Origin of the sequence: Gluconobacter cerevisiae, assembly GCF_015244675.1 — a bacterium.
GTDB classification, from domain to species: Bacteria; Pseudomonadota; Alphaproteobacteria; order Acetobacterales; family Acetobacteraceae; genus Gluconobacter; species Gluconobacter cerevisiae.
The window spans coordinates 204,092-228,182 of the sequence record NZ_JABCQO010000002.1; the positions used below are offsets into that span (position 1 = coordinate 204,092).

Genomic DNA, 24,091 nt, shown 5'->3' on the forward strand with positions numbered 1-24,091 from the left:
CGCCTTCATGCGGTATAAGCGTGAATTGCTGACGACGGACGGAGGATTTCAGATATGCAGAAAACCATCATGCGCCGGGTGGCTCAGGGGCAGGGACGCGAACCCGCCGATCTGGTCATCCGCAATGTCCGGCTGTTCGATCTGGTTACGGGCGATCTGGTTCCCACCGATATCGCCATTTGCGGCGACCGGATCGTCGGCACTTATGGCGACTATGACGGCGTACGGACGATCGACGGCGCGGGCCGGATCGCTGTTCCCGGCTTCATCGACACGCATCTGCATGTTGAATCCTCGCTCGTCACGCCGTTCGAATTCGACCGCTGCGTCCTGCCGCATGGCGTCACGACCGCCATCTGCGATCCGCACGAAATGGCCAATGTCTTGGGGCGTGCCGCATTCGACTATTTTCTGGCCGCCGCTGAGCGGACCATCATGGACTTGCGGGTCAATCTCTCAAGCTGTGTTCCGGCAACGTCCATGGAGACGTCGGGAGCGATCCTGAATGTCGATGATCTGCTGCCCTATCGCGACCATCCAAAAGTGATCGGTCTGGCCGAATTCATGAATATACCGGGCGTTCTGAACGGCGATCCGGGCTGCATGGACAAGCTCGCGGCCTTTGCTGACGGCCATATCGACGGCCATGCGCCTCTTATGCGCGGCAAGGCCCTCAACGGCTATCTGGCAGCCGGGATTTCGACCGACCACGAAGCGACGGCCGCCGAAGAAGCGCTGGAGAAAGTCCGGAAAGGCATGACAGTCCTGATCCGCGAAGGCTCTGTCTGCAAGGATCTTGAAGCCTTGGTCCCGTTGCTGAACGTCGCCACATCGCCGTTCTTTGCGTTCTGCACGGATGACCGCAATCCGCTCGAAATTGCCCATGAAGGCCATCTGGATTTCCTGATCCGCCGGGCTATCGAACTCGGCGTGGAGCCCTTGGCCGCATATCGCGCGGCTTCGCTTTCGGCTGCCACCGCCTTTGGCCTGAAAGATCGGGGTCAGATCGCGCCCGGCAAGCGCGCCGATATCGTTCTGCTCGACGATCTGGAATGCTGTCAGGTGTCGGATGTCATTTCCGCCGGTCGTCTGGTGAACGACGCGCTGTTTGCCGAGCGTGAGATCGTGCCGTCTGTTGGGCTGAACAGCGTGCAACTGCCAAACCCGGTGAGTGCGCAGGACATGCGGATTAAAGGCAGCGGCGCAAACCGTCCGGTGATGGGGATTATTCCGGGGCAGATCATTACCGAATTCCTGCGTCTGGATCTCCCTGAAGACGGTGATTGGGTTCTGCCTGACCTTGAACGTGATATCGCGAAGGTCTGCGTCGTGGCGCGGCATGGGCATAACGATAATATCGGACGCGGCTTTGTACGCGGCTTCGGCCTCAGAAGTGGCGCACTGGCCTCATCTGTCGGGCATGACAGCCACAATATCTGCGTTGTCGGGACCAGTGATGCCGATATGGCCTGCGCGGTGAACCATCTGGAAAAGACCGGCGGCGGTTTTGTGGCCGTCCGTGATGGACAGGTGCTGGCGGAACTGCGCCTCCCCGTCGCGGGTCTGATGAGTGATACGCCTTATGAACAGGTGCGTGACGATCTGGTCGTATTGCGAAAGGCCGCTAAAGAGATGGGCGTGGTTCTGGAAGAACCGTTCTTGCAACTGGCGTTTCTGCCGCTCCCTGTCATCCCGCATCTCAAGATTACGGATTTCGGAATGATCGATGTGCGGAACATGGGGCTGGTTTGATATTGCGGTTCTCGACCGGGGTACTGGTATTGTTGTCTGTAGTTTTGATGAATTTATCGAATTAATTCTTAGTTATACTTCATTAATTCTTGAAATTTATTTCATTAGTCCTGTTTTATGTCTGACACAGTTCTATTGAGGTAAATATTAACTAAACAGTTATAAAATAATATGGCATCCTTGAAAGGAAATCTGATGCTGTTGCAACGAGAGGGATCCTGTTTTGGGACAAAAAACTGCAATTATCTTCGTTGCGGATAGAAATTTTCTGGTGCCGAGTATCCTCGCGATGCTTCAGATCAGTCGCCAGAAAGATACGATGAGTGTCTCGGATTTATTCTTGTTTACAACAGATCTTAATAGTGAAGATTTCCAGACGATAACGAATATTGCCAAAAATCATGGCATCAAGACAATTAATCTTGATTTAAATAAAGTATTAAATGAGGATCAGTCATTATCGTTTCGAAAAACGCATATTTCAATTTCAGCCCTGGGTCGTTTTTTTACGGGTTCTTACATAGATTCGAAATATGAAAATATCTTGTATATTGATGGGGATGTTCAGGTGGTCGGATCGATTTTTGATTTGGCAAACGCTGACATTCCGGACGGAAAAATATTAGGAGTGATTGATCGACAGTTCCTGAAAGCAAAGGAGCGCGATAAGTCAGGTGTAAAAACGCGTGAATACCTTAAAAATATTGGCGTTTTGCATGAGAAGGATTATTTTAATTCGGGAATTCTAGCTGCAGAACGTAAAACATGGATTAACCTCTGTAAAGAGGCTTTTGATTATTTTATAAATAATTCGGAAGGCTGCATGTTTCACGACCAGAGTGCTCTAAACGCTGTGTGTGTGGGCAGAAGGCTGCCCATGTCACCCAAATACAATTTTACGACCATGTTTGCCGAAAATAACGTCCTGGACATTGTCCAGCCGTCGATCATTCATTTCACAGGCGCTGAAAAGCCATGGTTTTCAAAAGCGCGTCCATGGCGGGGGCGCTTCATGTCCTCCTATGCTGACCTTCTAAAGCAGTTTCCACAACTGGAGGCTTTCTATTCGCTCAGAGAATACTTTCATTCGTCAGGACAATCCGGTCTTTCCAAAATAGACCGTCATGCCAACAGAATGTGGTTTCTGACCCGTATCCTTACACCTTGGCGCATTGTGCTGCGACGGCGCAGGCTCGTGAATTATCTGAAAACAAAGCAATTTTTTATCTGAAGACCATCTTGATGTGGTTTCCGCTCTGGATGCTGACGCCAGAGCGGATCACATGGCGGCTGCGAGCAGGGCATTCTGCTGATTGGGAAGCGCATTAACGTTTGCGCCGAGACTCCAGTCAACGCAGGAGAGATGGAATCACACCCAACAATCCAGAGACAGGAGGTTTTTCGAACCCTTCAGGATATGGATATGTTGTGCCGCTTAATGAAGGGCGGCCCCGAGTGTCATCGGATACCAGTGTCCATTTTCGTAGACGACGGGCACGTGATCGTCGCTGTCATTAACCATCATGCCATTCCAAGTATATGGAGAGGCTAGGATTTCTGCTTTAGTCATATTCCCAAGCTGAACCATATTGGAAAACTGAAATACTCTTCCTGTATAAGAAATTCCAGCATTGTCAGAAATGCCAACCAATGATGCAAAGCTGCCTCGGTTGGGTTTGGTATCAAAAGCCAAGCCAATAGATTGTGTATCGTTGGTATAATCGGAGCCGATATGAACAAAGTGATCCGTGGTACCTGCATAAATGGAAGGGTGGATAGGGGATGCAGGGGTGTGCGAAGAATAAAGAGTAAGACCTGACTGAAGAAATGCACTTTGCGCCTCTATCTGTGAAGCACTTTTCATATTCAGCTTTGTGCCATCTCGTATAATTCCCGGCGCTACGCTATCCAGTCCCAACACAAAACCTACTTCTGCGTTATTTACTACAAATGCATTATCAAGATGCAAATATCCATCGTTGACGCCACCACGCAAATCTGGATTTCCGTGACCTCCCTGGAATAGGAGTGGTACCTGTGTGCTAAAAGAACTCCCCCCAGCAGCCATGAGGGTAATGTGTATTCCAGAAGCATTGGAATATGTGTCACCAATCTGTCCGCCATGAATGCGGACATCATTTACACTTTCTTCTCCCATGCTGCCCGACTTATCAGGGACTTGCTTTTGGGCGACAAAGCGCAAATTGCCCTTCATAAGCTGATTGCCCGGTAAACCACCATGTGCTTGGGGGTAGGTAGATCCAGCATCAGGCGTATTTACGGTCATTAAATACAGAACAACCTGATTAAGGCTGTTTGGAACGTAATCACCCCAAGGTCCATTTGTTCCTGAGCCAGATTTCCAGTTATACTGATCAACAAGAAACTCTGATGGAACTGCGCCTTTGCTTCGCAGGTAGTCAACCATCGATTTGGTCGCCGCCAACATATCGACATCCAGATCAGTATGCGCTGCAAGTGGAGACATTGTAATATTTGTTCTTAATCCTTGCTTTTTCGCCCATACGATCATCTGTGCAACCATGTCCGGGTATTCAGCTGCAACATTTCCAGGCATGCCCGCTGGTGTAGGGTGATTGAAAAAAATGGTCGGTGAAGCATCGAGAACAATTGCCCCGCCATAAAGGGCCATAGCGCGAACATTTGCCCAATAATCACCCGTAGCAAATGGTTGACTAAAATCTTCAGTTCCACAATTGGGAGCAGAAGTTACGCCGTAATTTTTTGCGCCGTACTGAAAATCGCTATCTACTGATGCTTTAATTTTCGCCAAGTCATCCGCAGTGGCATAGCACCCGTACACAATACCACTTTTTGGATCTGTATAGGGACTATTGCCGGCGCCAGTATCATACAGATTAGCTTCAACTTCTTCACCGATAGCACCACCAATTCTTCCAAGACGATCATCATTTGGTCCAGAGAATACGCGGGTATCTAGTTCCGATATTGTTTCACCTCCACCACCAGTTGAAAGTTTTAAGTTTGAGTATTTCCAATAAGCATCAAGCTGGACCTGCTGTTGTGCTGTAATGCCTACAAAACCAACACCTGTTCCCAGTGAAACTACACCGGAATTAACAAGCAAGTCAGCATTGGCCATGAGGTAAGGCAAATCACCTGTTCTGGCAGACGACATGAAAAGATGTATTCTTTTAGGACTATCACTGAGAGCCGCATTGCCGTCCAAACCCGCTATTCCGTGAGGCCGATTGATTGAACTAACATCGGCCTTTTTTCCCAGCCACGCTGCAACTGAATTTTCGCTTCCTGCCGACAGCGCAAGATCCCTGACGTTTCCCGTCTTGGTGGCGGATTTCCAGGATGGCATGCTTTGGCCAAAAGCCGGCGGAGCAGTCAGAAACGCCAGAGCAAGCGTCAGATGGAATAGTCGCATTTTCATGATTCCGGTCATGCCGATCCGCGAGGATTGCTGCTGCCTATCGATGGCGGATTTTTGGACCGGTGTAAAATTCCCGGTCATCAGACGATCCTGTTCTTCAGTGTCAGGGGAGAAGTGAGCCCAAGAAAGATCGCACGCTCATGCGCGCGGCGGGTCTTTAGGTTCGACCAGATCGCCGCCATTACAGGCCACTGCAGCCTGAATAAAGTCGCCCGCTATGCCTGTGCTGCTGATCAGATGAAGCTGGCTTGTTCGGCGACGTAAAAGGTTGAGGCAGAATGCCAAACCTACCGAAAAACTGGCGGCAGATAGCGATTTTTTGAGATTGATGGTGGACCTGACGCGATTCGAACGCGTGACCTTTGCCTTCGGAGGGCAACGCTCTATCCAGCTGAGCTACAGGTCCATGTGGGTTCAGATAACTGCTTCAGCGGAAGATTGCCAGCCCTCTTTTTCAAAGTTCTGCTGTTCAGGCATGTGATCACGCAGTGATTATGGAAAACTCTGTGTCTGCGCCGTGGCCTGCCATGCGGCAGCGGCGATATCACCGCCGGAGGGCAGAAAATGCTCCGGTTCGGTCAGCCATGACACGGCATCCTGTGCAGCCCCTCTGCGATCACGGCTGAGAAGATGATGCGCGCCCGGCAGTTCGTCCATTCGAATACCAACCGGCAATCTGCGAAGAAGTCGTGCTGTGAAGGGCGGCAGGACGAACTGGTCCCGGCCTCCGAAGATGATAAGCAGAGGTGTCTGTGCTTTTGGAGCCGCCTCGTAGGCGCTGCGCATTAGCAATGTCAGGCCGTAAAGCGGGTGAATCGTCGAACTGTGCAGGGTGAGGGGATCGAAATACATTCGGCGCAGTGCTTGGATATTGTCACTGGCGACGCGGTGGCCCGGGACTGCCGAGCCATCCAGCTTCCAGTGTGGTGCCAGAAAATCCATACCACTGAGAACAGTTTCCCAAGGCTGGCCGATATCCAGTGCGGCCGGCGCAAGTAGGATTGTGCTGCTGATCTGCGGCGTGTCGGTGCTCGCCAGCAACAGGGCGATGGCACCTCCCATGCTTTCCCCCATGACATGAATGGGGACATGCGGATAACGGGCGTGCAGCCAGAGCACCTGTTCGCGGGCGTCCTGCACCAGTCTCGCTGTACTGCTCCAGCCGCCCCGGTTCGGGGCCTGTCCGAAGCCGCGGATGTCCGGGGCGGCGAGCGTGAATCCTGCGGATGTGAAGGTTGGAGCCGCGAATTCCCATGCGTCCCGGCTGTCGCCATATCCGTGCAGTGCGAGGATGATGCCGCGTGGTTCTGATGTGGCGGCGGGATAAAGACGCAGCGGAATACGGGCGCCGTCGGACATGTCGAGCATCAGTGTTGGGAGGATGAGGGCCGTCTCCCGTGCCGTCGGATGCAGGTCGGGCATATGTGGCGTTGTGCAGGCCTGTAACGCCAGCAAGCCAATCAGCCCGCAGGAAAGACGTGTGAGGCGGTTTGAAACGGAAGGGAATGGGCCTATCATCGCGCGGATTTTAGAACGTCCGCTCCTTCGGGGCGAGAAGGGAGACATTCGTGCCGTTAGAAAAACCTGATCTGGAAAAGCCTGATTCGGGAAAGCCCCATCTGGTCCTGATCGACGGATCTGGTTTCATCTTCCGCGCCTTCCACGCTCTGCCGCCGATGAGCAGCCCGCAGGGTGTTCCGGTCAATGCGGTCTATGGCTTTACGAACATGCTGACGCGTCTGCTGCGGGATCATGTGGGCACGCATCTGGCCGTGATTTTCGACGCTGGCCGCGTGACGTTCCGCAACGAGATTTATCCGCAATACAAGGCGCACCGTCCGGAAGCCCCGGAAGATCTGCGCCCGCAGTTCGGTCTGATCCGCGATGCCACCGCCGCCTTCAATGTGCCGTCGATCGAACTTGAGGGCTGGGAGGCGGATGACCTGCTCGCCGCCTATGCCAAGGCGGTCGTGGAGGAGGGCGGGTGCTGCACCATCATTTCGTCCGACAAAGACCTGATGCAGCTTGTGCGTCCCGGCGTTGAGCTGATGGACCCGATGAAGCAGAAGCCGATCCGCGAGGCTGAGGTCGAGGCCAAGTTCGGCGTGCGTCCCGATCAGGTTGTGGATGTGCAGGCGCTGATGGGAGATTCGACGGATAACGTGCCCGGCGTTCCTGGTATTGGTCCGAAAGGTGCGGCGCAACTCGTCAACGAATATGGCACACTGGAGCAGATCCTAGCTGCAACTCCCGGCATGAAGGCCTCCAAGCGGCGCGACAATCTGATCGAACATGCCGAGGCCGCGCGCATGTCCCGCAAGCTGGTGCTGCTGGACGACAAGGCCCCGATGCCGCAGCCGATCAGCGAGCTGGGATGCCGCGAGCCGGTTCGCGAAACGCTGCGGGACTGGCTGGAGGAGATGGGTTTCCATTCCACCATTCAGCGCATGGGGCTGGGTCTGGCCGCAAAGCCGCGTCCGTTCACGCGCCAGATCGTTCGACCCGAGGACAAGGCTGCGGAACGGGAAGACGCTGCGGCCGCCACGATCCCTGACGCGCCTTATGGCCCCTACGAAACCGTCACGGATCTGGACGCGCTGGACCGCTGGATTGCGGATGCGCGGGCCGCAGGTGTGGTGGCCGTCGATACCGAAACGGACAGTCTCAACGCGCGTCAGGCCAATATGGTCGGGCTGTCATTGTCAGTTGCGCCGGGGAAGGCCTGTTATGTGCCATTCCTGCACGAAACCGTCCGCGACCTTCTGGAAGAAGATTCGACCGGGGAAGCGGCCGTCCGTCAGTTGGACCGTACCGAGGCACTGGAGCGGCTGAAGCCGCTGTTAGAGGATGCGTCCGTCCTCAAGGTGTTCCAGAACGCGAAATACGATCTGACCGTCTTTCGTGGTGCGGGCATTCCTGGGATCACGCCGATCGACGACACGATGTTGATTTCCTATGCCCAGTCCGCTGGTGAACATGGGCAGGGGATGGACGAACTTTCCGAACTGCATCTGGGGCATACGCCTGTCACTTATGACTCCGTAACGGGAACGGGGCGCAAGCGCATTCCGTTCGCGCAGGTCGCGATCGAGGCAGCCACCAATTACGCCGCCGAAGACGCGGATGTGACGCTACGTCTGTGGCAGGTGTTGCGTCCGCAATTACGGACCCGTCAGGCACTGGCGCTGTATGAAGAAATCGAACGTCCGCTGATCCAGATTCTTACGGATATGGAAGATGTCGGCATCAAGGTCGACGCCACCGAACTGCGCCGTATGTCCCTAGATTTCGCCGAGCGCATGGGCACCATCGAGCAGGAAATCCACGAGCAGGTGGGGCGGAGCTTCAATGTCGGCTCTCCCAAACAGCTTGGCGAGATTCTCTTTGATGAAATGGGCCTGCCCGGCGGCAAACGGACGAAAAGTGGAAGCTGGGGCACGGATTCCGGCGTTCTGGAGGCGCTGGCCGAGCAAGGGCATGACCTGCCGCGGAAAATTCTGGACTGGCGCCAACTGGCCAAGCTGAAATCGACCTATGCCGATGCGCTGGTCCAGCAGATGGATCAGGACACGCAGCGGGTTCACACGTCCTTCCAGATGGCCATCACCACGACAGGCCGTCTGTCTTCCAACGAGCCGAACCTTCAGAATATCCCCATCCGCACCGAAGAAGGCGCACGCATCCGCAAGGCGTTCGTTGCCACTCCCGGCTGCGTTCTGCTGTCTGCGGATTACAGCCAGATCGAACTGCGCCTTCTGGCTCATGTCGCACAGATCGAACCTTTGCTCGAAGCGTTTCGTCTGGGGCAGGACATTCACGCCCGCACGGCGTCCGAAGTGTTCGGTATCCCGCTTGAAGGCATGGATCCGCTGACCCGCCGCCGGGCCAAGGCCATCAATTTCGGCATTATCTACGGCATTTCGGCCTTCGGTCTGGCGCAGCAGCTCCAGATTTCGCCGGGCGAGGCGCGGTCCTATATCGACGCCTATTTCGCCCGTTATCCCGGCATCCGCGCCTATATGGAGCGGACCAAGGAAGAGGCGAAAAAGCACGGCTATGTCACGACGCCGTTCGGACGTCGCTGTTATGTGCCGGGCATTGCCGAAAAGAACGGTGCCCGTCGCGCCTATGCGGAACGTCAGGCCATCAACGCCCCCCTTCAGGGTGGTGCGGCGGACATCATCAAGCGCGCCATGGTCCATCTGGCGCGACGCCTGCCCGAAACGGGGCTGAAGGCGAAAATGGTCCTTCAGGTGCATGATGAACTGCTCTTCGAAGTCGAGGAGCAGGACGCAAAGGATCTGGCGGCGTTCGTCCGCACGGAAATGGAAGGGGCCGCCAAACTTGACGTGGCCCTTGAAGTCGAAACCGGTATCGGCCCAAGCTGGGCTGACGCACATTAAAGACAGGAAGGTCATGCAGACCAATCACGAACGCCGCAAGCGGGTCGGCAATCGCATCATCTGGGGGGTTCTCGCCGTAGCGGCCGTTCTGGGATATGTCGGCTTCCATCTGGCGTCCAATGGTGGGCCGGGTCTTCTGGTTCAGTCCAACGGCAATGAGGTCGGCGGCAGTTTCCGTCTGGACTCGCTGGGCGAAAGCACTGTGACTGAAGGCGATTTCCACAATACCTGGATGCTGGTCTGGTTCTTCGACGCCAACTGCCCTGCTGAAAAATGCCAGCCTGTGCTGAAGAGTATGGATCAGGCGCTGGTGACGCTGCGCGCGCAGGGCATACGCGTCTCACCCCTCGCGGTATCGCTTAATCCGTTCGACGAGGCTGATCCGCTTCGGGAATACGTTCTGCCCATCGCTCCCCATGTCATGCCTTTCACCGGCACCCCGAACATGATCAAGGCCATGACGGAAGAATATCATGCGCCGCTCCAGAAAGAAGGGGATCATTTCGTTCCCGCACCGCAGATTGTCATCATGGACCCGAACGCCCACTATGCCGGAACCATCCCGGCAGATGGCAATGCGGACGCCCTGATTGCGCGTCTGCGTGACCTCGCGAAGCGCTGAATGACGCGGCGGGGGGCTACGCTTCTTGCTGCTGGTCTGTTTCTGGGGCTGGGGGCTTTTCAGGCCCGTGCACAGGACGAGACCCCGCCGGACTGGAATGGCATCACGCTCGGCAGCCCCCATCGTGGCGGCACACTGCATCTGACGGCTGATGGTCCGGGCGGCACGCTGGACCCGCAGATCAATTACGGCACCCAATATATGCAGGTGTTCGTCAATATGTATGACCCGCTGCTGACGTTCCGTCTGGCACGTGGAGCAGCGGGGTTGGAGGTGGTGCCCGACCTCGCCGATGCCATGCCCGTCATCAGCCCCGATGGTCTGACATGGCGGCTGCATCTCCGCTCCGGCCTGCATTTTTCCGATGGGTCCTCCGTGCGCGTGGAAGACGTGGTGGCGTCTTTCCGCCGGATCTATCGTGCTGGAGGCCCGACTGCGGGATCTTTCTATGGCGGTATCGAGGGGGCTGTAGACTGTCTGGCAAAGCCGGACCGCTGTACGCTTCCCGGCGTTGAGGGGCATCCGGAGACCGGCGAAATCGTCTTTCATCTGACGAAACCGGACGGCGAATTTCTCTATAAACTGGCTTTCCCCCATGCCGTGATCCTGCCCGCCTCAACCCCTGCGCACGATATGGGGGGAACAACGGTTCCGGGCACCGGGCCGTACCGGATCACGCAGTACGATCCCGGACACGGCATGGTTCTGGAACGCAATCCGTATTTCCACATCTGGAATCCACAGGCTCAGACGGACGGCTTCGTGGACCGTATCGAATATGATTTCGGCCTTTCGGATGAAGCACAGGTCACGGCGGTCGAGCAGGGCCGGTATGACTGGATGCTGGACGCCAAGCCCGGGGACCGACTGGGCGAACTCGGCGCGCAATACACGGCGCAGGTCCATATCGAGCCGCTGCTGGGTCTGTATTATCTGGCGATGAACACGCACGAAAAACCCTTCACCGATGTGCGAGTGCGTCAGGCCGTCAGCATGGCTGTCAACCGCCATGCCATGACGATCCTGTTCGGTGGTAGCGCGATCTCCGTCCCCCTGTGTCAGATGGTGCCGCACGGCATTCCCGGCGCAGATCTGGGGCTGGACTGTCCGCAGGACGTAGAGCGTGCGCGCCGTCTGATCCGTGAAGCCGGAGCAGAGGGGGCGTCTGTCACGCTGGTTGTTCCCAATCGGGCCATGGAACTCGGCATGGGCACCTATCTGCGTAACGCTCTGCAAGCGGTGGGCCTGAACGCGCAGCTTCGCCCCATCACGGCTGGCCTTGCGGAGTCCTACGAACAGAACACCGCCAATCATGTGCAGATTGCGCTCTCTTATTGGTTTGCAGACTACCCCTCCGCCTCAACCTTCCTCGACGACCTGTTCGGCTGCGACAATTACCATCCGAACTCAGCCATCTCCCCGAATTTTACCGGTTTTTGCGACCAGCACATCCAGTCCCTGTTCGATCAGGCAAAAGATCAGACAGACCCTGCAAAAGCCGCCCCGATCTGGCAGGACGCAGGCCATGCCATCATGCAGCAGATGCCTGGTGCGCCAATGATCCAGATGAAAACGGTCGATTTCGTCTCAAAACGGCTGGGCAATTATTATTCGACCCTTCTGAACCACATGCTGTTTTCGCATGTCTGGGTGCAGTGAGTATCGCCAAGCTACAGTTTCTGGCTGGCAATCCATAAGGTTTCGTGCGGGTAATCAATGGTGATCCTGAACTGCCCGTAAATATTCGCCCCTGCCGCCCCGACAACCGTTTGTCCCATCCACAGACTCATGCGCGTGGGACCAAAATTGACGTCCGGGCGTTCGGTGAACCAGACGGGACCTATGTGCATATCGCCGAGTTCGATGTTCGGCACTTCGATCAGACGTGTATTGGGCAGGAGGCGATCACCATTTGAGACCACCTTCCATTCCGGGTGCCGGGCATGCCATCTCTCAAGAATGCTTCGGGTGATGTAGGAGGTGACCCCGATCCCGTTAACGGTCGGTAAATGCTGGGCTGTCTGTCCGGCAGAAGTCGGCATCGCGGTTGCGCCTGTATCCAGCAGGAGGGGCAGAGCCTCACCATCTATCTTCAGAACAATACCAGGAAAATCGCTGCCGCGTTTTCCCATAGAATTGTGGACGAAAAGCAGAGGGACATGTTGTGAGAGCCCATTTGGCTGCCATGTCGGCGGTTCCAGAACCAAGCGCTGCTCAGGGAAATCGAATGTCCAAATGAAATTTGAGAGATAGGCGGCTCCGAGTATGCCGTCATATCCGAGATCATGAGGATCGTTCAGGACCATCGCCACCGCTCCGCACGGTCGGGGTTCTGATGGGACAGGCAGAGCAGTCGCAGTGGAGAAAGGGAATGCCCGAACGGCATCGAACGTGAAGCCAGGCGTTTTGCATTGGAGAGTGTGGACAGCAAGACGCTGTGTCGCAGATGATTTGACCGTATAGAGGCCGCCGATCCCGCCACCGCCGGTATCGACGACAAATCGCATCGTCTGGCCTCCCGAGGTGAGCGGCGTCGCATAAAAATGCCCAGCCTCGAAGGCAGTTCTGATGACACGCCCTTCTGGCGCAGCATGTGCGATGGCGGGACTGCACAAAGCCAGACACAACAGAAACCGCTTCTGAAACTTTATGCGTGCCGCGGAATTCACTGCGTCTTCATAGCCCAATATCGTTGCGGAAAATCTTGTCCTCCCACTGGATTGCGGACGCTCCTTCATAGGCCCGATTGCGAGCTTCTTCTGGCGTTGCGGCCTTCGCGCAGACCGTCAGGACACGACCGCCATCCGCGACCAGAACAGCGTCAACCAGCTTCGTTCCGGCATGGAAAACCGAAACGCCCGGCACCGCTTCGGCGCGTTCAATCTCACTGATGCGGCCCCCTTTTTTCGGCGCGTCCGGATAGCCGTTGGCGGCCAGCACCAGGGAGATCGAATGTTCGTCCGAGAACTCGGCCGCCGCGTGTTCGAGATTGCCCTGTGCCAGCGCAGCAAGGATCGGCAGCAGGTCCGATTGCAGACGGATCAGCAGGGCCTGCGCTTCGGGATCGCCAAAACGGACGTTATATTCGATCAGCTTCGGCCCTTCGGTCGTCAGCATCAGCCCGGCAAAGATCACGCCCCGGAATGGCGTGCCACGACGGACCATCTCGGCCAGCATCGGGCGCACCATGATGTCGAGTGCCTTTTCCTGCATCTCGCGTCCGAAAGCGGGGGGCGGCGAAATCGCTCCCATGCCGCCGGTGTTCGGGCCGGTATCACCATCTCCAAGACGTTTGTGGTCGCGCGCCGCGCCGATCAGAACAGCCTTGTCGTCCGAGCAGAATGCGAAAAGCGAGACTTCCTCGCCCACCAGACATTCCTCGATCACGAGCGGCATACCGAGCGTGCGGATGGCGTTTTCAGCCTCGTCTACGCTCTGTGCCACCACGACGCCCTTACCCCCGGCCAGACCATCCGCCTTGATAACGATGGGCGCCCCCCGACGGCGCACGAACTCGATGGCCGGCGCCTCGTCTTCAAAGCGCTCCCAGCGCGCGGTCGGAATACCGGCTGCGTCCGCCACATCCTTTGTGAACGCCTTACTGCCCTCCAGCAGGGCCGCAGCTTTCGTCGGACCAGCGCACGGAATGCCCGCTTCAGCACACGCATCTGCCAGTCCGGCCACCAGCGGTGCTTCCGGGCCGGGAACGATCAGGTCGATTTTCTGCTCCTGCGCGAAGCGGACCAGACCCGGAACGTCATCGGCTTTCAGCGGCACGAGTGTTGCGACGGACGCCATGCCCGGATTGCCCGGAGCCGCATAAAGAGCGGTCAGGCTTGGCGAGCGCGCAAGACATGTAGCCAGGGCATGTTCACGCCCTCCGGACCCGACCAGCAAAACGCGCATTCCGCTTATCCTTTATTCTGCACTCATGGGCTTCGTTTGAGGGCGTCCGTAGCATAGACTGGCGCCATGATGGAGAGTGATGGCGCGTCGATCCGCGGGAATGTACCGCAATATTCGGTTTCCGAGATTTCGGGGGCGATTAAACGCACTCTGGAGAGCGGATTCGGACGTGTCCGTGTGCGCGGCGAGATCACGGAACTCAAACGCTATCCGTCCGGGCATATCTACCTGTCGCTCAAGGATGAAGGCGGCAAGATTGCGGGTGTGATCTGGCGCGGGAGTGTCTCGCGCCTCGGCATGGCACCCGAGAACGGCAACGAGGTCATCGCGACAGGGCGCGTCTCGGCCTATGGCGAGCGTTCGAGCTATCAGCTTGTCATCGACCGTATGGAATTTGCGGGCGAAGGGGCGCTTCTCGCCAATATCGAGCGCCTGCGCCGCAAACTGCTTGAAGAAGGGCTGTTCGACCCCGAGCGCAAGAAGGCCATACCGTTCCTGCCGTCTCTCGTGGGTGTCATCACGTCGCGCTCCGGTGCGGTCCTGCACGATATCATCACGACGATCAGCCGCCGCTTTCCACGCGATGTTCTGCTTTGGCCAGTGCCGGTGCAGGGCGAAGGCGCGGCGGCCCAGATTGCGGCCGCCATCGAGGGCATGTCCGTCCGCCGTCCGCGCACGCCGGATGTGCTGATCGTTGCGCGCGGCGGTGGCTCTCTCGAAGACCTGATGGCGTTCAACGACGAGCGCGTCCTGCGCGCCGTTGCGGCCTGTCCCGTTCCCGTTATTTCCGCAGTCGGGCATGAGACCGACACGACGCTGATTGACCTTGTTTCGGATCGTCGCGCGCCGACACCGACCGCTGCCGCTGAAATGGCCGTGCCGCTGCGCTCGGAAATGGTCGCGGACATGGCGCACCGGAACGCCCGTCTGACAGGTGCGCTGACCCGCATCATCCAGACGGCGCGTGCACGGCTGGATCAGGCCGCCGCCCGTCTGCCCGACCTGCCGGGACTGCTGGATTCCGCTCGAATGCGTCTGGAGGATCGGGGGCAGCGGCTTGATCTGGCGCTGCCGTCCTTTGTTATGCGCGTTCGGCATCGGCTCGATGCGCCGGGGATGCATCTGCCGTCGTCGGAGCTTCTGATCGGGCGCAGTCGGGCACGTTTGCAGGCTCTGCGTCTGCCCGCGCCAGAACTTCTCGTCAGTCGTGCGCGAGGCCGCCTGAACGCTTCCTCTACCCATTTGCCAAACCCCGAGTTACTGATCGAACGCCGTCGTGCCACCTTGCGGATGGTGTCCGGCGGTCTGGACGCCTCATGGCAGCGGTCGCTTCAGAATTTCCATTTGCGCACCGAACGTCAGCGCCTGTCGCCAGACGTTCTCAGAAGCGCCATCCGCCTTCAGAAAATGCGTCTTCAGGGGCTGGGCAGCCATCTGGAAGCCGTCTCGCCCCGCGCCATTCTCAGTCGTGGTTATGTGCTTGTTCAGGATATGAACGGACAGCCTGTTACGAGTGCGGAAGCCCGACCTGTTGCCGATCGCGTCGTTCTGTCTTTCGTGGATGGAGATCGTGGCGCAAGACTGGACAGCCTGTCGCCGCAGGGCGATCTTGGGCTTTGATTTCTTCATCCATCTGATCTGCGATCTGGAGTCTGCATGCGTTCGTTCTGGTTGAGTCTCGTTGCCCTGCCACTGCTCGCAGCCTGCGCCGAGCAGCCCACGGCCCCTGCGCGTTCTACCGCCTCTGCGACGCAGGCCAGAATTCCGCCGCAGGATTTTGCGCCGGGTTTGGCGGAAGAAGCGCCCGAGGACGGTAAGAAGAAGCTGTTCAACGATCCATCTGCGTCGTTGAACACACCGCTTTGCGGCACAGCACTTCGGGAGCAGGCGCAGGCTGGAGCAGCGCTGTATCCACAAAGTCTGGCCAGCACGAGTTCCTGCCCACGCAATGCCTGTTTCCAGCCGTTGACCGGCACTTATATCGCGGCAACCGGGGCACAGAGCGTCTGTCGCTGAAGCAGGACCCCGGTTTACCCGGCACCAAAGAAAAAAGGCCGGTCAGGATGTCCTGACCGGCCTTTTTCATGGTTGTGGAAGACGCTGATGGATCAGCGCTTCCACCATCCCGCACGACGCTTCGCCGGAGCGACTTCATCAATATTCACCGGCTGAAGAACGTTCCCATCCTCGGCCGGAGCCTCGACCGCAGCGGCCTTCGGTGCACGACGGGTCCGGCCACGCTTCGGTTTGGCGGCTTCTTCCGTTGTGGCTTCTACGGGAGCAGGCACGGTTTCGGCAGCGGGCTCAGCCGGGGCTTCAGCTTCGACTCCCTGTGCTTTCGGTGCACGACGCGCCCGGGTCCGACGGGGCTTGGGAGCCTCTTCGGCCACAGGTTCTTCCACAACCGGAGCCGGAGCGACTTCTGCCGCAGGAGCTTCGGTCACCGTCTCAGCAGGAGCGGCATCTACCGTCTTGGCACGAGCCGGACGGCGTCCGCGTCCACGGCGGGACTTCGGAGCATCTTCCGTTCTCGGTTCTTCCACGACGACAGTCGTTTCGACAGCCGGGACATGCTCGATCACGACATCCGTGGGGATGCTGATCCCGGTCTGAAGAGCCTGTGTTGTCCCTTCAAACTCCGCCTGTTCGATCACGTCGAAGATGTCGAAGCTACCGCCGAACGGATCGGCAGGCGTCGGACCTGTATAACGATGTTGTGCAGGACGCTCTTCGCGTTCGTCACGGCGGCGCGGATTGTGCGTCACGGGAGCGGCAGGACGCGCTGCCGGAGCAGGACGCCGGGGCGCTACGTCGCGGGCTTCGGCCGCGGGTTCTGTATGCGGGGCCTCGGAGCCTTCGGTCTCCTTGATGACGCGCTTGAAGCGCGTGCGACGGCGGCCCGGAATGATGCCGTTCTCGTCGACATTGTCCGCAACTGGGGTCTCACGCTCTTCGGACGCATGGACGTGATGATCCTGCGGTGCGTCCGCTGCGGCGTCTCCGTTATGCTCCCGACGACCGCCACGGCGACGACGGCGACGGCGGCGGCGACCGTCATTGCTGTCCTCGTGACCTTCAGACGGCACAACATCTTCGATGACTTCCGCATCGACGACAGGCATTTCCGTGCGCAGGGCGACGGGAGCCTGTTCTTCGATGATCTCGATCGTGCGGACGTTTTCAGGCGCGCGCTCAACGGCACGTTCCGTCCGTTCCGGAGCGCGGACCTGCTGTGCCGGAGCCGGGGTCTGGGCCTGCAGGCGTTCGATCCGCATATCCGCCGCAGCAAGATTTTCCTCAGTGCGGAAAATCACCTGCATGCGATGATGACGTTCTATATCCGCAAGCCAGGAGCGCTTGTGGTTGAGAATGTAAAGCGCGATCTCCGAGCCGACATGCACTTCGATTTCGGCCGAACGCTGACGTGCGCCTTCCTCATCGATGGCGCGCAGGACATGCAGGGCCGAGCTTTCCGTCCCACGGATAAAGCCGGTACCCTGACAGTGCGGGCAGGGCGTCAGGACGGATTCTGCAATAGACGGACGCAGGCGTTGGCGGGACATTTCCAGCAGACCGAAATGGGAAATATGCCCGACCTGAATGCGCGCGCGGTCGGAGCGCAGGGCTTCCTTAAGGCGCTTTTCCACCTGTGCGTTGTGGCGGCGGCTTTCCATGTCGATGAAGTCGATTACGACAAGCCCGGCCAGATCACGCAGTCGGAGCTGGCGTCCTACTTCCTCGGCAGCTTCGAGGTTCGTGCGCAGGGCCGTTTCCTCGATGTTGCGCTGGGACGTGGACTTGCCGGAGTTCACGTCGATGGCGACGAGGGCTTCGGTCTGGTTAATGACCAGATAGCCACCCGACGGCAGACGGGCCGTCGGCGAGAACATCGCGTCCAGATGGCCTTCGACATTATAACGGGCAAAGAGGCTCTGGCCGCGGTTCTGCCAAAGCTTCACCTTGTGGGCGTTGCTCGGCATCAGCAGGCGCATGAACTCGCGCGCGCTCTTCCAGGCCGCCTCGCCATCCACGAGGATGTCTTCGATGTCTTTGGAAAACAGATCGCGGATAACGCGCTTGATGAGGCTTGCTTCCTCATAAACCAGCGTGGGCGCGACCGAAGACAGAGCATGGGAGCGGATGTCGTCCCAGAGCTGAAGCAGATATTCGCAGTCGCGTGTCACTTCCTGCGCCGGACGTCCTGCACCAGCGGTCCGGACGATCATCGCCATGGACTTCGGCAGGTCCAGTTCTGCAATCACGTCGCGCAGGCGGCGACGGTCGGCATCGGATGTGATTTTGCGTGAGACGCCACCGCCGCGCAGGGCGTTCGGCATCAGGACACAGTAGCGGCCCGCAAGGGAGATATACGTGGTCAGGGCCGCGCCCTTGTTGCCACGCTCTTCCTTGACGACCTGCACCAGCAGCACCTGACGGCGGCGGATGACTTCCTGGATCTTGTAGTTGCGCAGGAAACGGGCCGTGCGACGCGACGACGCGCTTTCTTCGCCCGTATCATGCTCGCCACCAACGGTTTCGGGAGCGCGACGGTCGTGGTTGTCACCGTCTTCGCCGTCGGCGCCGTCTTCGGAGACCGTTTCGGCGTCGCCCTCATCTCCGGCTTCACCACGTTCGGCAATTTCCTCTTCCTGGAGCGCGATGAGCTTTTCGCGGTCTGCAACAGGAATCTGGAAATAGTCGGGATGGATTTCGCTGAAAGCGAGGAAGCCGTGGCGGTTACCGCCATATTCGACGAAAGCGGCCTGAAGGCTCGGCTCTACGCGAATGACCTTGGCAAGATAGATATTGCCCTTGAGCTGCTTCTTGGTCGATGTCTCGACGTCGTAATCTTCGACGCGGTCACCATCCATGACCACAACACGCGTTTCTTCCGCGTGTGTGGTGTCGATGAGCATACGCTTGGTCATGGAACACTGAACTCCACGACGCTCCGCAATGGCTGCCTGGGCCGGGGGGAACGTCAGATTGTGTGGGGTGGAGGGAACGGCGCAGTCCGAACGCAAAGCGACGGGACATGTTAAGTCCCGTTTCGCTGAGGTTGCTGGCTGCGAGCACGTTGAGTGACATTCGTCCCCTGAACAGACGGCCGGTCCAGAAATCTGGAGCCGGATGAAAAACCTGATCCGGACGGGCGTCTGGCCTGTACCGGAGTGACATATCACCAGTTCGATCCGGTCAGGACAGGGTGCGGAAGGCTAGTCGCGCATCTGTCAAACGACGGGACGTCGTGGCGGGGACAGGAAAAGGCGGGAGCGGTACGGGAAAGGTTAAGGCCCGTATCCGGTCGGACCGCACTTTACAGGTCCCTGTCGCGCAGGATGACCGAAACTGTTGTCTGTGGCAAGTGCGGGGTGGAAGCGGTATTTTTCATTTCTGCGTGGGTGTGGATCGCCCGAAGCCTTCTGCCATGTTCCTGACAGGGTTTCGTGCTGTATGGTTGTTTCGTCATTCACCGCTGCAACCGGGAAACAAGGGATGCTGACGCGACGCATAATGGCTTTCGGCGGTCTTTCGGGGGTGTCTCTGCTGACACCCTTGACGGCTTTCGGGCGTCACCCGGTTCACGGAAAGCTGCACGCTCCCGCCGTGCACCGTGGGGCTTTGCCGCCAAAACCCCTCGTGATGCTGGACCCGGGACACGGCGGAAAGGACCCCGGCGCTATCGGGGTTTCAGGCACCTATGAAAAGCATATTGCCGAAGCCGCAGCCTCCGAACTGAGCCGTCAGCTTCTCGCTTCGGGCCAGTACCGCGTCGCCATGACCCGTTCTGAAGACCGGTTCATTCCGCTTGAAGGACGTGTCGAACTGGCGCAGCGCCATCAGGCGCATCTCTTTATCTCCATGCATGCTGATGCCTTGCATGACAGGGATGTGCGGGGCGCGAGCGTCTATACACTTTCAGGCGGCGCCTCGGACGCGCAGACGGCGTCCCTTGCAAAGACGGAGAACAGTGCCGATCGCTTTGCCGGACCGGCCTTTCATGGAATGTCGCCCGATGTGCAACAGATCCTCGCGAGCCTTGTTTCCGAAGAAACGCGTCGGGGGTCGGCCCATATGGCGGCTAGTGTTGTGAATTCGTTCCGAAATAGAATTGCACTCCTGACCCACCCATCACGTCATGCGGCCTTCGTGGTTCTGAAATCTTCTGAAATCCCGTCAGTGCTGGTTGAGATGGGGTTTATGTCGAACCGGCTGGATGAAGCCGCCCTGCGTCAGGCGGTGCATCGCACACAGGTCGCCAGCGCCATGAAGACCGCCATAGATCGTTATTTCGCAACGCATTCCGGCGTCATGACCGGCTGATCCGCTTTCCGTGCAGGGGAGACTTTATGATCATGCGGGTTGCGCATGACGCAAGAATCGGTCATTTAACGCAGCTATGACGTTTCTTTCGATCCTCTCGCTTCGACTTATCGGCCCCTGAACGCCTTATCCTAGGCGGACAGCGCTCCGTTGCGTTCAGGGGATAACAGACCGAAAACCACCCTGAACCAGACGAGACGATCACAATCATGACTTTCCAGCACCCGTCCTTCGGCAATATTGCCGACGACCGCGTCATCATTTTCGACACCACGCTGCGCGACGGCGAGCAGTCTCCCGGCTTTTCGATGAACCTTGAAGAGAAGCTCCGCATGGCTCATGCGTTGAGCGCTCTGGGTGTAGATGTGATCGAGGCCGGGTTTCCCGTGGCATCCGAAGGCGATTTCGAGAGTGTGCGCCGGATTGCCGAGGATGTCCGTGGATCGGTGATCTGCGGTCTGGCCCGCAGTGGTGGCAAGCGCGATATTGAATCCTGTGGTGAGGCGCTGAAAAAGGCTGAGCGTCCGCGCATCCATAACTTTATTTCCACGTCCCCGCTGCACATGAAGTATAAGCTGCGGATGGAGCCGGAAACGGTTCTGGAAATCATTGCGTCCGGCAACCAGAAGGCGCGCCAGTACACGGATGACGTGGAATGGTCAGCCGAGGACGGCTCACGGACCGATCCGGACTTCCTGTGCCGCTGCGTCGAAATGGCGATCCGCAACGGCGCGAACACAATCAACATCCCCGATACGGTTGGTTTCGCCACGCCGGAAGAAATGCGCGCGATCTTCACCATGCTCCGCGAGCGTGTGCCGGGCGCAGATCAGGTGATTTTCTCCGCCCATAACCACAATGATCTGGGCCTCGGCGTCGCCAATACCCTGGCCTCCGTCGAGGGCGGGGCGCGTCAGATCGAATGCACGATCAACGGCATCGGCGAGCGCGCGGGCAATGCCGCGCTTGAAGAAATCGTCATGGCCCTGCGGACCCGTCACGACCAGTACGGCAAGGTGACCGGCATCGAGACGACGAAGCTGCTGGGTATGTCGCGCATGCTGGCAACGATTACGGGCTTTGATGTGCAGCCGAACAAGGCAATCGTCGGGCGCAATGCGTTCGCGCATGAAAGCGGCATCCATCAGGACGGAATCCTGAAAAATGCCGCGACCTACGAAATCATGACACCGGAGAGCGTGGGCTGGAACAAGACCTCGCTGGTCATGGGCAAACATTCCGGCCGCGCGGCATTCCGCGACAAGCTGGCGCAGCTCGGCTATCCACCGCTGGAAGACGATGCCCTGAATGCTGCCTTTGCGCGCTTCAAGGATCTGGCCGACAGCAAAAAAGTCGTGTTCGACGACGATATCCGCGCGCTCGTTGATGATGAGAGCCGCGATCATGACCGGGTGCATCTGATCTCGCTGGAACTAGCATCCGGTACGAAGCAGAAATCTCAGGCCAAGCTCGAAATCAGCGTGGATGGCGCCATCCAGTATGCCGCGGTCAGCGGTAACGGTCCGGTCGATGCGGCTTTTCGCGCTATTGGCGAAGCGTTCCCACACACGGCTGAACTTGCGCTGTTCTCGGTGGCCAATGTTACGGAAGGTACGGATGCTCAGGCACGCACGACCGTACGTTTGCAGGAAAACGGCAAGCTCGTGGACGGGCAGGGGGCAGATGCCGATACAGTGGTGTCCGCTGTCCGGGCTTATATTCACGCACTGAACAAGCTTTTGACAAAACGTGAGCGCAAGGAACCCGAAGCGCTGTCCTGATCTGTCAGGAACATCATTATTTTCAGAAAAGCGGGCATGTGGAGGATCTCTGCATGCTCGTTTTTTTTCGCCCAAGGAATATAAACTATATAAAATAGTTTATATAAGCGGTAGACAAATATAACACGATCGGTATGGTTTTCTTATCTGGCCTGACAAGGAACTTCCATGCCGCATTCATGGCTTTATACGCTTTCAGGACTCTTGGTCGGTTTCCTGGTCGGAATGACTGGCGTGGGCGGTGGGTCGTTGATGACTCCGCTGCTGATCCTGATGTTTGGCGTTAAACCGCAATCGGCGGTCGGCACAGATCTGCTCTATGCCGCTATTACCAAGATTTTCGGCACGGCGCTCAATCGCCATCACGGTGTTGTACGTTGGAGGATCGTTTTTCTTCAGATGGCGGGAAGTCTTCCGGCTGGTCTGCTGTGCCTGATCTTCCTGCGTCATTTCGGTCCGAGCCCGTTCGTCTCTAAGCTCATTACTGAAGTGCTGGGCGTGGCGCTCCTGCTGACGGTGCCTGCCATTCTGTTCAAGCCAAAGCTTCAGAAATGGTCTGCCAATGCCGGAACGCTGCGCCCGCAGACGGTGGATGTGTTGACGATTGTACTGGGTGTCGTTCTGGGAACGCTTGTCACCCTGTCATCTGTGGGAGCAGGGGCGATCGGTATGGCCGCGCTGACGGTGCTCTATCCGCGTGTCAGTACGCGCGAACTCGTGGCGACGGATATCGCGCATGCCGTTCCGTTGGCTCTTCTGGCCGGCGGAGGTCACTGGCTTCAGGGTGCGGTTGATTCCGTTGTGCTCGTAGAACTGCTCATGGGGTCTATCCCCGGCATCCTGCTTGGAACACTTCTGGCAGGACGGCTGCCAGAGGATGCACAGAGATGGTTTCTGGGCATCCTTCTGGCAATTATCGGCCTGAGAATGATCTGAGGCCGATAGGGCGAGGTATTACGGTTCAGTAGCCGTAATTGCCCGGATAGCTCTGGGCCGGGGGCTGCTGTTGATAGCCACCCTGTTGGGAATATCCGCTATTAGGCGGGTATGTGTTGTTTGGGTAACCATTGGGATATTGTGGTTGCTGGCAGTTCGTGTTTGGTGGGCAGCGGTACTGGTACTGCGGCTGCATATACTGACCCTGCTGCTGCGGGTAAGCGCCCTGCTGATTGTTGTAATAGCCTTGCTGCTGGCCATAGCCGCTCTGGGAATTGGGGCGGTTAGGGGTGGTGATCGCACCTGTCCCGGCTCCCAGAACGCCACCAGCCAGAGCGCCGATCGCCGCACCGCGACCGCCGCCAGCCAGAGCGCCGATTGCAGCACCCGTTCCGCCGCCCAGAAGGCCGCCTCCCAGTGCGCGGGAGCCAGGGCTATAATTCCCTTCGCACCCACCCAGAGCCATGATTGTGGCAAATGCTCCGACCAGCGCTGTGCAGCGCAGGCCGGAATGGGAAAAAGCGGTCCTCATAGTCCGAATCCTTGATCGTCTCTAACGGAGTGAGCGCTGCTTATAGCTCAATATCCGTTGCGTGGGCGGTTGGGCGTCGTTGCAGCACCAACGGCTGCACCCGTGCCGCCGCCGGCCAGTGCCCCGATGAGCGCGCCACGACCGCCACCGGCCAGAGCGCCAATTGCCGCACCGCCGCCCGCGCCGATCAGTGCGCCGGAGCCTGCGCGGGACCCACTGTCATAGGGGCTGCCGCAGCCGGTGAGAGCGACGCCACAGAGGGCCAGAGCTGCCAGAAAGCGGGGTGTTGTAAAGGTCTTCATGACAAAACATCCTGTTTGACGTTCCAATCCGCAGTCCGATGATCGGTTCGAATGGAACGGGTTCGTGCTTCTAGACACATATAACGTGACAGAAGGGTGGCAGGATCAG

Annotated in this window: 17 protein-coding genes and 1 tRNA gene; 10 read left to right on the top strand and 8 right to left on the bottom strand. The window is 58.0% G+C overall.

The features are described 5' to 3' along the window. The first annotated feature begins 54 nt into the window (after positions 1-54). Both ade and HKD21_RS03795 read left to right on the top strand, forming a co-directional pair. Positions 55-1,752: an adenine deaminase gene (gene ade / locus HKD21_RS03790; RefSeq protein WP_194254272.1), complete on the top strand. Its 1,698-nt coding sequence runs from the start codon at positions 55-57 to the stop codon at positions 1,750-1,752. Positions 1,753-1,975: 223 nt separating this feature from the next. Beyond that, on the top strand, positions 1,976-2,983 hold the full coding sequence (locus tag HKD21_RS03795; RefSeq protein ID WP_194254273.1) for a glycosyltransferase family 8 protein: 1,008 nt from the start codon (positions 1,976-1,978) through the stop codon (positions 2,981-2,983). Positions 2,984-3,187: 204 nt separating this feature from the next. Here the strand turns inward: HKD21_RS03795 and HKD21_RS03800 are convergent, their stop codons facing one another. The 3 genes from HKD21_RS03800 to HKD21_RS03810 all read right to left on the bottom strand — a co-directional run bounded on the left by HKD21_RS03800 (position 3,188) and on the right by HKD21_RS03810 (position 6,694). Next, on the bottom strand, positions 3,188-5,257 hold the full coding sequence (locus tag HKD21_RS03800) for a hypothetical protein (RefSeq protein ID WP_194254274.1): 2,070 nt from the start codon (positions 5,255-5,257) through the stop codon (positions 3,188-3,190). A gap of 248 nt (positions 5,258-5,505) precedes the next feature. Further along, a tRNA-Arg gene (locus HKD21_RS03805) sits at positions 5,506-5,582 on the bottom strand. Between the two features lie 86 nt (positions 5,583-5,668). Then, positions 5,669-6,694, bottom strand: coding sequence for an alpha/beta hydrolase (locus HKD21_RS03810; RefSeq protein WP_194254275.1), 1,026 nt, complete (start codon positions 6,692-6,694; stop codon positions 5,669-5,671). Positions 6,695-6,744: 50 nt separating this feature from the next. On the opposite strand from HKD21_RS03810, the gene polA reads away from it, so the two are divergent. The 3 genes from polA to HKD21_RS03825 are packed head-to-tail and all read left to right on the top strand — an operon-like array spanning position 6,745 to position 11,860. Next, the gene (gene polA / locus HKD21_RS03815) at positions 6,745-9,579 is read left to right on the top strand and encodes a DNA polymerase I (RefSeq protein ID WP_194254276.1); all 2,835 of its coding nucleotides are present in this window, start codon (positions 6,745-6,747) and stop codon (positions 9,577-9,579) included. A gap of 13 nt (positions 9,580-9,592) precedes the next feature. Beyond that, positions 9,593-10,201 (top strand): SCO family protein, encoded by a 609-nt coding sequence (locus tag HKD21_RS03820; RefSeq protein ID WP_194254277.1) that lies wholly within the window; start codon positions 9,593-9,595, stop codon positions 10,199-10,201. After that, positions 10,202-11,860, top strand: coding sequence for an ABC transporter substrate-binding protein (locus tag HKD21_RS03825; RefSeq protein ID WP_194254278.1), 1,659 nt, complete (start codon positions 10,202-10,204; stop codon positions 11,858-11,860). An 11-nt stretch (positions 11,861-11,871) separates the two neighbouring features. Here the strand turns inward: HKD21_RS03825 and HKD21_RS03830 are convergent, their stop codons facing one another. Both HKD21_RS03830 and purD read right to left on the bottom strand, forming a co-directional pair. Continuing rightward, the gene (locus HKD21_RS03830; protein ID WP_194254279.1) at positions 11,872-12,708 is read right to left on the bottom strand and encodes a hypothetical protein; all 837 of its coding nucleotides are present in this window, start codon (positions 12,706-12,708) and stop codon (positions 11,872-11,874) included. Positions 12,709-12,877: 169 nt separating this feature from the next. Then, entirely contained in the window at positions 12,878-14,107 is a 1,230-nt protein-coding gene (purD, locus tag HKD21_RS03835) for a phosphoribosylamine--glycine ligase (RefSeq protein ID WP_194254280.1), read from the bottom strand. 66 nt (positions 14,108-14,173) lie between these two features. Here purD and xseA point away from each other — a divergent pair, with 66 nt between their 5' ends. Continuing rightward, complete coding sequence (xseA, locus tag HKD21_RS03840; protein ID WP_194254281.1) at positions 14,174-15,727, top strand: exodeoxyribonuclease VII large subunit; 1,554 nt, start codon at positions 14,174-14,176, stop codon at positions 15,725-15,727. A gap of 36 nt (positions 15,728-15,763) precedes the next feature. Further along, positions 15,764-16,123, top strand: coding sequence for a hypothetical protein (locus HKD21_RS03845; protein ID WP_194254282.1), 360 nt, complete (start codon positions 15,764-15,766; stop codon positions 16,121-16,123). Between the two features lie 92 nt (positions 16,124-16,215). Here HKD21_RS03845 and HKD21_RS03850 read toward each other — a convergent pair whose 3' ends face one another. Then, positions 16,216-19,035, bottom strand: a complete 2,820-nt coding sequence (locus tag HKD21_RS03850) for an Rne/Rng family ribonuclease (protein WP_194254283.1) — start codon at positions 19,033-19,035, stop codon at positions 16,216-16,218. A 568-nt stretch (positions 19,036-19,603) separates the two neighbouring features. Between HKD21_RS03850 and HKD21_RS03855 the strand changes: the two genes are divergently transcribed. From HKD21_RS03855 to HKD21_RS03865, 3 genes are all read left to right on the top strand, one after another. After that, positions 19,604-20,431: an N-acetylmuramoyl-L-alanine amidase family protein gene (locus tag HKD21_RS03855; protein WP_194254284.1), complete on the top strand. Its 828-nt coding sequence runs from the start codon at positions 19,604-19,606 to the stop codon at positions 20,429-20,431. A 209-nt stretch (positions 20,432-20,640) separates the two neighbouring features. Next, the gene (locus tag HKD21_RS03860) at positions 20,641-22,212 is read left to right on the top strand and encodes a 2-isopropylmalate synthase (RefSeq protein ID WP_194254285.1); all 1,572 of its coding nucleotides are present in this window, start codon (positions 20,641-20,643) and stop codon (positions 22,210-22,212) included. Positions 22,213-22,380: 168 nt separating this feature from the next. Continuing rightward, positions 22,381-23,148, top strand: a complete 768-nt coding sequence (locus tag HKD21_RS03865) for a sulfite exporter TauE/SafE family protein (RefSeq protein WP_194254286.1) — start codon at positions 22,381-22,383, stop codon at positions 23,146-23,148. Between the two features lie 25 nt (positions 23,149-23,173). Here the strand turns inward: HKD21_RS03865 and HKD21_RS03870 are convergent, their stop codons facing one another. Together HKD21_RS03870 and HKD21_RS03875 are read right to left on the bottom strand one after the other, a co-directional pair. Then, on the bottom strand, positions 23,174-23,680 hold the full coding sequence (locus HKD21_RS03870) for a hypothetical protein (RefSeq protein ID WP_194254287.1): 507 nt from the start codon (positions 23,678-23,680) through the stop codon (positions 23,174-23,176). 47 nt (positions 23,681-23,727) lie between these two features. After that, a complete protein-coding gene (locus tag HKD21_RS03875; RefSeq protein WP_194254288.1) occupies positions 23,728-23,982 on the bottom strand; it encodes a YMGG-like glycine zipper-containing protein in 255 nt (84 codons plus the stop codon). Positions 23,983-24,091: the final 109 nt, after the last annotated feature.